General features: G+C 73.2%; 8 protein-coding genes. 6 read left to right on the forward strand and 2 right to left on the reverse strand.

What is annotated here, in order from left to right; all coding sequences use genetic code 11:
- The first annotated feature begins 284 nt into the window (after positions 1-284).
- The 3 genes from aceE to AB0M39_RS39780 all read left to right on the forward strand — a co-directional run bounded on the left by aceE (position 285) and on the right by AB0M39_RS39780 (position 4,983).
- The gene (gene aceE, locus AB0M39_RS39770) at positions 285-2,957 is read left to right on the forward strand and encodes a pyruvate dehydrogenase (acetyl-transferring), homodimeric type (protein WP_365373406.1); all 2,673 of its coding nucleotides are present in this window, start codon (positions 285-287) and stop codon (positions 2,955-2,957) included.
- A 183-nt stretch (positions 2,958-3,140) separates the two neighbouring features.
- Complete coding sequence (locus AB0M39_RS39775) at positions 3,141-3,959, forward strand: MerR family transcriptional regulator (protein WP_365373409.1); 819 nt, start codon at positions 3,141-3,143, stop codon at positions 3,957-3,959.
- Between the two features lie 49 nt (positions 3,960-4,008).
- Positions 4,009-4,983 carry a WYL domain-containing protein gene (locus tag AB0M39_RS39780; protein WP_365373412.1) on the forward strand — a complete coding sequence of 325 codons (975 nt, stop codon included), beginning with the start codon at positions 4,009-4,011 and terminating at the stop codon, positions 4,981-4,983.
- A gap of 591 nt (positions 4,984-5,574) precedes the next feature.
- Here the strand turns inward: AB0M39_RS39780 and AB0M39_RS39785 are convergent.
- On the reverse strand, positions 5,575-6,495 hold the full coding sequence (locus tag AB0M39_RS39785) for an SDR family oxidoreductase (RefSeq protein WP_365373415.1): 921 nt from the start codon (positions 6,493-6,495) through the stop codon (positions 5,575-5,577).
- 111 nt (positions 6,496-6,606) lie between these two features.
- Between AB0M39_RS39785 and AB0M39_RS39790 the strand changes: the two genes are divergently transcribed.
- Positions 6,607-7,128 carry a DUF4240 domain-containing protein gene (locus tag AB0M39_RS39790; protein ID WP_365373427.1) on the forward strand — a complete coding sequence of 174 codons (522 nt, stop codon included), beginning with the start codon at positions 6,607-6,609 and terminating at the stop codon, positions 7,126-7,128.
- A 341-nt stretch (positions 7,129-7,469) separates the two neighbouring features.
- Here the strand turns inward: AB0M39_RS39790 and AB0M39_RS39795 are convergent, their stop codons facing one another.
- Positions 7,470-7,967: a GNAT family N-acetyltransferase gene (locus AB0M39_RS39795; RefSeq protein ID WP_365373418.1), complete on the reverse strand. Its 498-nt coding sequence runs from the start codon at positions 7,965-7,967 to the stop codon at positions 7,470-7,472.
- Between the two features lie 45 nt (positions 7,968-8,012).
- On the opposite strand from AB0M39_RS39795, the gene AB0M39_RS39800 reads away from it, so the two are divergent.
- Both AB0M39_RS39800 and AB0M39_RS39805 read left to right on the forward strand, forming a co-directional pair.
- Positions 8,013-8,921: a TIGR01777 family oxidoreductase gene (locus tag AB0M39_RS39800; RefSeq protein ID WP_365373421.1), complete on the forward strand. Its 909-nt coding sequence runs from the start codon at positions 8,013-8,015 to the stop codon at positions 8,919-8,921.
- Positions 8,922-9,114: 193 nt separating this feature from the next.
- Positions 9,115-10,461, forward strand: coding sequence for an NAD(P)/FAD-dependent oxidoreductase (locus AB0M39_RS39805; RefSeq protein ID WP_365373424.1), 1,347 nt, complete (start codon positions 9,115-9,117; stop codon positions 10,459-10,461).
- Positions 10,462-10,553 lie beyond the last annotated feature (92 nt).

A 10,553-nucleotide genomic window follows, 5' to 3' on the forward strand; every position in this document is an offset into this window, starting at 1 on the left:
CAGGCGCGATCCTTGTCCGAGGCGTGCCATAGCCGCATCCGCCGGGCCTGCATGGGAACGATCCGCACCGCCGCCGGCTCGCCCACGCCCGCGCCGGCACCCCGTGCCCCATTCCCTGGCACGGGATGCCAATTTCTTCAGAATGGGCGATTTTTCACCCCCAACCTTTGATCGATCATCGATCAGCGGCTTACAGTCGACGCCGGGTTCACCAACCCGTCGCCCTGTCCTGCCAGACAAGGCCCCCCTTTCTCCACCCCCCTCCTGTCCGGAAGGCGGCGATCATGACCGACCCCGTAGGCAAGCAGCTTCCGAGCGAGCTCGACCAGCTCCCGGACCGTGACGCCGAGGAGACCGCCGAGTGGGCGGCCTCCCTCGACGCCGTCGCGAAGCATGCCGGCCCGCACCGCGCCGCGTATCTGATGCGACGTACCCTCCAGCACGCCACGGCCGCGGGCGTCCCCGTGCCCCGGCCGCTGGAGACCGAGTACGTCAACACCATCCCCACCGCCGCCGAGCCCGGCTTCGACGGCGACGAGGAGATGGAAGCCCGCATCACCGCGTGGAACCGCTGGAACGCGGCCGCGATGGTCACCCGTGGCTCCCGTTTCGGGGTCGGCGGCCACATCGCCACCTTCGCCTCCGCCGCCTGGCTCTACGAGACCGGCTTCAACCACTTCTTCCGCGGCAAGGAGGGCGACGGCAGCGGCGACCAGCTCTACATCCAGGGCCACGCCTCCCCCGGCATCTACGCCCGCGCCTTCCTCGACGGCCGCCTCAGCGAGCAGCAGCTCGACAACTTCCGGCAGGAGTCCGGCGGCGACGGCCTCCCCTCCTACCCGCACCCGCGGCGGCTGCCCTGGCTGTGGGAGTTCCCCACCGTCTCCATGGGCCTCGGCCCGCTCTCCGCGATCTACCAGGCGCGCTTCAACCGCTACCTGCACAACCGCGGCATCAAGGACACCTCGCGCTCCCACGTCTGGGCCTTCCTCGGCGACGGCGAGATGGACGAGCCCGAGTCGACCGCCGCCCTCGCCCTCGCGGCCCGCGAGCAGCTCGACAACCTGACCTTCGTGATCAACTGCAACCTGCAGCGCCTCGACGGCCCGGTCCGCGCCAACTTCAAGATCGTGCAGGAGCTGGAGTCCCAGTTCCGCGGCGCCGGCTGGAACGTCGTCAAGTCGCTCTGGGGCTCCGCCTGGGACGAGCTGTTCCAGCTCGACGCCACGGGCGCGCTGGTGCGCCGGCTGCGCGAGGTGCCGGACGCCCAGTTCCAGACGTACGCCACGCGTGACGTCTCGTACATCCGCGAGCACTTCTTCGGCGCCGAGCCCGCCCTCGTCGAGCTCGCCAAGCTGCTGAGCGACGCGAAGATCGCCGAGTGCTTCTACACCTCCCGCGGCGGCCACGAGGCCCGCAAGGTGTACGCGGCCTACCGCGCGGCCGTCGAGCACAAGGGCGCGCCGACCGTGATCCTCGCGCAGACGGTGAAGGGCTACACCCTCGGCAAGGGCTTCGAGTCCAAGAACGCCAACCACCAGATGAAGAAGCTGACGACCGACGAGTTCAAGGGCATGCGCGATCTGCTCGGACTCCCGATCGCGGACAGCGCCTTCGCCGACGGCCTGGTGCCCTACGGCCACCCCGGCGCCGACTCCCCCGAGGTCCGGTACCTCAACGAGCGCCGTGCCGCCCTCGGCGGCCCCGCCCCCGCCCGCCGGGTGCACGCCGTCGCGCTGCCGGCCCCTGAGGAGCGCGGCTTCAAGGCGCTCGAGAAGGGCTCCGGCAAGCAGGAGATGGCCACCACCATGGCGTTCGTACGCCTGGTGAAGGACCTGATGCGGGACAAGGAGACCGGCAGGCGCTGGGTCCCGATCGTCCCCGACGAGGCCCGCACCTTCGGCATGGAGTCGCTGTTCCCGTCCGCGGGCATCTACTCCCCGCTGGGCCAGACGTACGAGCCGGTCGACCGCGACCAGCTGATGTACTACAAGGAGGCCAAGGACGGCCAGATCCTCAACGAGGGGATCACCGAGGCCGGCGCCATGGCCGACTTCATCGCCGCCTCGACGTCGTACGCGACGCACGGCGAGCCGATGATCCCGTTCTACATCTTCTACTCGATGTTCGGCTGGCAGCGCACGGCCGACCAGATGTGGCAGCTCGCCGACCAGCTCGGCAAGGGCTTCATCGTCGGCGCGACGGCCGGTCGCACCACCCTGACCGGCGAGGGCCTCCAGCACGCGGACGGCCACTCGCATCTGATCGCGTCCACCAACCCGGCGTCGCTCAACTACGACCCGGCGTTCGCGTACGAGATCTCGGTCATCGTCAAGGACGGCCTGCGCCGGATGTACGGCCCCGAGGCCGAGAACGTCTTCTACTATCTGACGGTCTACAACGAGCCCAAGCCCCAGCCCGCGATGCCCGAGGGCGTCGAGGAGGGCATCCTGCGCGGTCTGTACCGCTTCAACGAGGGCGCCGCCGAGTCCGCCGACGCCCCGCGGCTCCAGCTCCTCGCCTCCGGCACGGCGATCCACTGGGCGCTGGAGGCGCAGCGACTGCTGGCCGCCGACTGGAACGTGGCCGCCGACGTGTGGTCCGCCACCTCGTGGGGCGAGCTGCGGCGCGACGCGCTGGAGTGCGACGAGGCCCTGCTCCGCGGCGAGCAGCGCACGCCGTACGTCACCCAGGCGCTGGAGGGCGCCCCGGGCCCGGTCCTGGCGGTGTCCGACTGGATGCGTCAGGTCCCGGACCAGATCAGCCAGTGGGTCGAGCAGGACTACTCCTCGCTCGGCACGGACGGCTTCGGTCTCTCCGACACCCGCGAGGCGGCCCGCCGCCACTTCGGCGTGGACGCGCAGTCGATCACGGTCGCGGCGCTGGCGCAGCTGGCCAAGCGGGGCGAGGTCCGGGCCTCGGCGGTGAAGGAGGCGCGGGAGCGCTACGGTCTCTGACCTCTCCCGTACGACGTCCCGACTCTTGTACAACGTCCCGTACGCGTCCCGTACGACGTGACGACCACGTGACGAACCCCCGGCGGCCCGACGGCCGCCGGGGGTTTCTCGTGGGCCGTCGTGGGTTCGTCGTGGGTGATCCTTGACCCTGACACCGTGTGAGGCCATGGAGTAGAGAGCGTCATGTTCACCATCGGAGACTTCGCCAGGCACGGCCGCGTCTCGGCCCGCATGCTGCGTCACTACGACGCCATCGGGCTGCTGCGCCCCGCGCACACCGACCCCTACAGCGGCTACCGCTACTACGCGGCGGCCCAGCTCGCCCAGCTCAACCGCGTCATCGCGCTCAAGGACCTCGGCTTCACGCTCCAGCAGGTGCAGGAGATCCTGGAGGAGCGGGTGGGACCGGAGGAGCTGCGCGGGATGCTCAAGCTGCGGCACGCGGAGCTGGAGGAGGCGATGGCCGCGGCGGCCGCGAGGCTGGCGCAGGTCGAGGCGAGGCTCCGGTCGATCGAGAGCGAGGGACACATGTCCACGCAGGACGTCATCGTCAAGAGCCTTCCCGCGGTACGAGTGGCCGAGCTGACCGCGGTCGCGGCGAGCTACGCGCCCGAGCACATCGGCCCGGTCATCAGCCCGCTGTACGAGGAGCTGTTCCGCCGTCTGGAGTCGGCGGGGGTGACCCCGACCGGTCCCGGCATCGCCTACTACGAGGACGCGCCGGGCGAGGACGGCAGGATCCTGGTGCACGCGGGCGTCACGGTCGCGGCGCCGCCGGCCGCCGGCCAGGACTTCGAGATCGTCGATCTGCCGGCCGTCGAGCGAGCGGCGACGACCGTGCACCGCGGCTCGATGGACTCGATCCTGCCCACCGCCCAGAACCTGGCCCGCTGGATCGACGCGGGCGAGCACCGTTCGGCGGGGTACGCCCGGGAGGTCAATCTCGAGTGCCCGGCCGACCGCGACAAGTGGGTGACGGAGCTCCAGGAGCCGCTGGTGTGACCTCTGTCGCGGAGGGGGCCGTCGGCCCGATCTCCGTCATCATGGGGTCATGCGCGCTGCCCGGCTGATCAAGATGGTGCTGCTCCTCCAGGCCAGGCCCTCGATGACCGGGGCCGAGCTGGCACAGGAGCTCGAGGTGTCGGAGCGGACCATCACCCGGGACGCCCTCGCGCTCTCGGAGGCCGGGGTCCCGGTCTACGCGGACCGAGGGCGGACCGGCGGCTACCGGCTGATCGGCGGCTACCGCACCCGCCTCACCGGCCTCGCGCGCACCGAGGCGGAGGCCCTCTTCCTGTCCGGACTGCCGGGCGCGCTGCGGGAGATGGGCCTCCAGGACGCGGCGTCCGCGGCCCGGCTGAAGGTGTCCGCGGCGCTGCTCCCCTCCCTGAGCGACGCCTCCGACTCGGCGGCCCGGCGCTTCCACCTGGACGCGCCGGGCTGGTACCAGGAGCCGCAGACGCCGGAGCTGCTGCCCGCCGTCGCGGAGGCGGTCTGGGACGACCGGCTGCTCTTCGCCCGCTACCGCCGCAAGGACTCCGAGGTGGAGCGGGAGTTGGCGCCGTACGGCCTGGTCCTCAAGGCGGGCGTCTGGTACCTGTGCGCCCGCGCGGACGCCGGGAAGGGCACGGTCCGGGTCTACCGCATCGACCGCTTCGCGGCGGTGTCGCTGGCGGAGGAACGTTTCGTACGGGACGGGGACTTCGACCTCCCGGCCTTCTGGGAGGAGCGCGCGGCCCAGTTCGCGCGCTCCATCCTCCGTACGGAGGTCCGGCTGCGCCTCTCGCCGACGGGCGCGGAACGCCTGCCGTACCTGACCGACCGCGCGGCGGCCCACGAGGCGCTCGAAGCGGCCGACCCGCCCGACGAGTCGGGCCGGGTGACGCTCACGCTGCCGGTGGAGTCGGCGGAGGTGGCCTATACCCAGTTGATGCCGCTGGGCGCGGAGGCGGAGGTGCTGTCGCCACCGGAACTGCGGGAGCGCTTCGCGGACACGGCGAGGGGGATGAGGGGGCACTACGGGTAAGCCGGTGTCACGGCGGGAGCTCGCTGAGGGGCTCGCTCTCGCGGGAGCCGCAGGGCTCACCACAGGAGCCCGGGTAGGGAGCCCGCCAAGGGAGCCACTGCCGGAGCGCGCACCGCGGGAGCCCGCCGCAGGGGCCCGCCACCGCCGGAGCCCGCCCGCAGGAGCACGCCGCCGCGCGCCCGCCTTCGCGGGAGCCCACCGCCAGAATCCGCCGAGGAAGCTCACCGCCGCAGCCCGCCGCGGGACTCGCTCTCGCGGGAGCCACGGGGGCTCGCCGCGGAAGCCCCGCCGCAGGAGCCCGCCACCGCCGGAGCCCGCCCGCAGGAGCCCGCCACCGCGCGCCCGCCTTCGCGGGAGCCCACCGCCGGAAGCCGCCGAGGGAGCTCACCACCGCAGCCCGCCGCGGGACTCGCTCTCGCGGGAGCCACCGGGGGCTCGCCGCGGAAGCCCCGCCGCAGGAGCCCGCCACCGCAGGAGCCCGCCGAGGGAGCCCGCGCCGCGGGGGCTCGCCGCAGGAGCCCCCGCCGCGGAAGAGCCCACCACCGGAGCCCGCCCGCCGCCACGCTCCCACCCTCGCGGGAGCCATACGCCTCAGCGGTACTCCTCCGCCGAGCGATCCGCCCCGCCCTTCACCACGTCCGTGATGTACCCCCACGCGTCCGGCCTGCTGCCGTCCGCGTCGGTGAAGTCGTACTCCCTGGCCAGCTGCCCGCTCGACAGCGACCGCCCGTTCCACCGGGCCCGGTCCGGGTCCGCCGCCAGCGCCGCTACCGCCCTGCCCACGTAGACCGGCGACTCCGAGATCGCGAAGACCGGCTGGTGCTCGATGCCGTCGCGCCATGTCTCCTCGGTCACCGAGAAGTTGTCGAGCATCTGCTCCGAGCGGAGGAAGCCCGGCGTGACCGAGACCGCCGTGCAGCCCACGCTCTCGAGCTCCTCGCCCAGGACGTACGCCATCCGGATCGGCGCGTTCTTGGCGAGGTCGTAGAAGAAGTTCTCGCGGCGCTCCTTGTTCGTCTCGGCCGTGCCGTCGGTGACCTCCACCACCAGGCCGCCCGGGTTCCGCACGAGCAGCGGCAGCGCGCAGCTGCTGGTGACGATGTGGGACCTGACGCCGAGCTCGAGCATCCGCAGCCCGTTCGCCAGGTCCGTCTCCCACATCTTCTTGTCCCAGACGATCAGGTGCTCGCCGCCCCAGACGTCGTTGACGAGGATGTCGAGCCGCCCGTGGTCGTCGTCGATCCGCGCGACCACGGCCCGTACCTGCTCGGGGTCGAGATGGTCGGCCGGAAGGGCGACGCCCTCGCCGCCCGCGGCCGTGACCAGCTCCGCCGTCTCCTCGATCGTCTCGGAGGCCCGGCCGACCTCGCTGACCTTCTCGCGGGTGGTGCGGCCCGTCACATAGACGGTCGCGCCCGCGGCGCCCAGCTGTACGGCGATGGCGCGTCCCGCGCCCCGGGTCGCTCCGGCGACCAGTGCGATCTTCCCTGCCAGGGGTGTCCTCGTCGTCATACGCCGACCGTCGCACGGATACCCGACATCCTCTGTCCGCCATTCGAAAGAGTCAGCTTTTCGGCGGCTCCGCGTGCGCCGCCCCCCGGCAGCCACGATGCTTGTCCCGTGATGGACGAGACGGAGTTCTGGGAGATCATCGACAGCACCCGCGAGGCCGCCGAGGGCGACCCCGAGGACCACGCCGATCTGCTCGTCGAGCGGCTGCTGCAGCTCGACCCCGACTCCGTGCTGGACTTCGCCCGGCACTTCGAGTCCCGCTACAACCGCGCGTACACCTGGGACCTGTGGGGCGCGGCGGCCGTGCTGCTCGGCGGGGCCAGCGACGACGCCTTCGACTACTTCCGCTGCTGGCTGATCGGCCAGGGGCGGGAGACCTTCGAGGGCGCGGTGCACGAGCCGGACGCGCTGGCCGAGCTTCTGGAGGAGTTCGACGAGGACGTCGACGGGGACGGCGAGGAGCTGGGGTACGCGGCCGACGAGGCGTACGAGCAGCTCACCGGCGTCGTCGCGCCGGACCTGGGCATCGCGTCGCAGTCGGCGGAGCCGGAGGGCTCGCCGTTCGACTTCGACGACGACGGGGCCCTGGCGGAACGATTCCCCCGGCTCTGGGAGCGCTTCGGCGCGATCTGACGCCCCGGCGGCGAGCCCGGGCGGTACGCCCTCCGGGGGTGGACGCGAAAATTCAGCCTCGCCGGCCTTGAGGCGCGGATCGCCCGTGCCGGGCCGGCGGTACGCCCTCCGGGCGTGTCCTCAAACTCCCCCAGACTTCGTCCGGGGGGACCCCCAACGGGCTGAAAATGCCGCCCCCGCGCCTCGGAACGGACTAGATGGCCGGGCCAATTCAGCCCCGCCGGCGCTTGAGGCGCGGGGTCTGGGGCGGAGCCCCAGGGGGTACGGCGGGGGTGGGCGCCGGACATACGGGCCCGCCCGTGGCTGTCAGCCCCTCAGCCCGGTCAATCGCTCACGCCCGGTCAGCCGCTCACGCCGCGCCCCATCAGAACGTCGTCGACGTACCGCCCCTCCAGCAGGAACTCGCCCGGCAGCACGCCTTCTACGGCGAACCCCTCCGACTCGTACAGCGAGCGCGCCGGCTTGTTGTGTCCCAGCACCCGCAGCGTGACGCGGACCGCGCCCTGGCGCCGCGCCTCCTGGAGCGCCGACCTCAGCAGCGCGCGCCCGAGCCCGCGCCCGCGGCCGCTCTCGGCCACCGCCAGGCCCTGGATCTGCCGCACATGGCGGTTGGAGGCGAGCGGGGTGGGTGCGACGAGCCGGATGTAGCCGACGACCGTGCCGTCCGCCTCCTCGGCGACCAGATAGTGCTCGGGCCGGTGGTTGGAGTCGAAGAACGGGTCGTACGGAGGCTGCGGCCGGGACTGGACGGAGTGCAGCGGCGACCAGGCGTCCCGGTCGAGCCGGCCGAGGGCGTCGTCGTCTTCGGGACGTGCGGGACGTATGTGCGACTCGGACATGGGGGTCACTGTGCCATGAGGCCCCGCAAGGGCAGGATGGGGGCCATGCAGCCTTCCCCTGTCTCCCGTGTCGCGATCACCGGCTCGACTGGACTCATCGGCGCCGCCCTGGCCCGCTCGCTGCGCGCCGACGGGCACGAGGTGGTGCGGCTGGTGCGCCGGCGGCCGCGGGCCGGCGACGAGGTGGAGTGGGATCCCCGGCGTCAGTACGTCGACGCGAACGGGCTGGCCGGCTGCGACGCGGTGGTGCATCTGGCCGGGGCAGGGGTGGGCGACCACCGCTGGACTGAGGCGTACCGCAAGGAGATCCGGGACAGCCGGGTGCTCGGCACGGCGGCGATCGCCGAGGCGGTCGCGTCCCTGGACGTGCCGCCCAGGGTGCTGGTGTCCGCGAGCGGCGTCGGCATCTACGGCGACACCGGGGGCCGGGCGGTGGACGAGGACGCGCCGCCCGGGGACGGGTTCCTGCCGCGGGTGTGCGTGGAGTGGGAGGAGGCGACGGCCCCGGCTCAGGAGGCGGGCGTGCGCACGGCCTTCGCGCGGACCGGGCTGGTGGTGGCGCCCGAGGGAGGGGCGTGGGGGCGGATGTTCCCGTTGTTCAAGGCGGGGCTCGGCGGTCGGCTCGGCGACGGGCGGCAGTACTGGAGCTTCATCTCCCTGCACGACGAGATCGCTGCGCTGCGGCACATTCTTGACACTCAGTCGCTGTCGGGGCCGGTGAACCTCACCGCTCCGGAGCCCGTGACCAACCGTGAGGCGACCGCGGCGATGGGCCGGGTGCTGCGCCGTCCGACGCTCTTCGCCGTCCCCGCCCCGGCGCTGCGGATCGCGCTCGGGGAGCTGGCGTCGGAGGTGCTCAGCAGTCAGCGGGCGGTGCCGAGCCGGCTGCTGGAGTCGGGGTTCTCCTTCGCCTTCCCGGGCATCGACGAGGCCGTCAGGGCGGCGCTGCGGTAGGCCGGTCCGGCGGCGTGCGCCCCTGTGTGCGGCGGCGGAGGGGCGATGTGCGCCCCCGCGCCCCGGTGCTCCGCGGCATGCGCGACCATCGGCCCGGCGCCCGCTCCCTACTCTCGGTCCGAACTCGGGTATTCCGGGAGCCTGTCGGGGGCATGAGCCTCCCACCAGCCGCGCCGACCTCGGGGAGGGGCACGTGCTCAGCAGCACCGCTCATCATGCGGATCACTACGCGGACGTCGTCATCGTCGGGGCCGGGCTCGCCGGTCTCTCGGCGGCTCACCAGCTGTCCAGCGCCGGCCTGACGGTCAGCGTCCTGGAAGCCGCCCCGCACGTGGGCGGCCGGATGGCCACCGAGGAGATCGACGGCTTCCGGCTCGACCGGATAGGCCAGTTGCTCAACACCTCGTATCCCGAGCTGAGCCGCACGGCCGGCCTCGGGGACGCGGATCTGCGTCCCTTCTCGCCGGGTGTGCTCGTGCACAGCGGCGGGCGGCTTCAGCGGTCCGGCGAGGTGGGGCGCAGAGGTGACGAGACGGGGAGCCCGCCGTACGCCCGGCGGGGCGTAGGGGGCGCATTCACTGTGGCGCGCGCCCTCGCAAGCGCCCCCCGCCCGCTCGACCAGGCCAGACTCGGGGCGTCGCTCGCCCGCGTCGGAGCCATGTCCGCCGAGCGGCTGATGGCCCGTCCGGAGCGGGCGACCGCCGGAGCGCTCTGCGCCCGCGGCCTGCCGGCCCGTACGGTCCACACCTTCCTGCGTCCGCTGCTGTCGTCGCTGCTGTGCGACCCGCAGCTGACCACGTCGAGCCGGTGCGCCGACCTGGCGCTGCGCGGCTTCGCGCGCGGCCGGCTGTGCGTGCCCGCGGGCGGCGCGGCGCGGCTGCCCGAACTGCTCGCGGCGGCGCTGCCGCCGGGGACGGTGCGCACGGGCGTACGGGTCGTCGACGCGTCGATCAGCCGTGTCGCGACCGCGGAGCACGGCGAGCTGAGCTGCCGTTCCCTGGTGGTGGCCACCGGGGCGCGGGCCGCCGCGGAGCTGCTGCCCGGCCTGCGCGTGCCCTCCTTCCACCCGGTGACGGTCCTGCACCACACCGCGCCCCAGTCCCCGCTCGCCGATCCGGCGCTGGTGCTGGACGCGGACCGGACGGGCCCGGTGGCGCACACCGCGGTGATGAGCGAGGTCGACCCCTCGCGGGCCCCGGCCGGCCGGGTGCTGATCTCCTCGACGGTGCTGGGCGACCCGCCGGACGACCTGGAGCGCCGGGTCCGCAAGCATCTGGCCGTGCTGTACGGCACGTCGACGGACGAGTGGGAGCTGCTCGCGGCCCACCACACCGCGGAGGCGGTCCCCGCGATGCCGCCGCCGCACGATCTGCGCCGCCCGGTGCGGCTGCTGGCCGGGCTGTACGTCTGCGGCGACCACCGCGACACGAGCACGGTCCAGGGCGCGCTGTTCTCGGGCCGCAGAGTCTGCGAAGCGGTCCTGCGCGACCTGGGCGTGCGCAGCCCGGCGCAGACCCCTCCACTCCCGGCGGTGGCCTAGGGGGCGACGCCACTCCCTGGGCCCCGACCGGGGCCGCGGGGCGCGGGCACAGCTACGGGGGGCGCCCGCGCCCCGGGCGGGCGGACCGCCCG

It is taken from the genome of Streptomyces sp. NPDC051907, assembly GCF_040681075.1.
GTDB lineage: Bacteria > Actinomycetota > Actinomycetes > Streptomycetales > Streptomycetaceae > Streptomyces.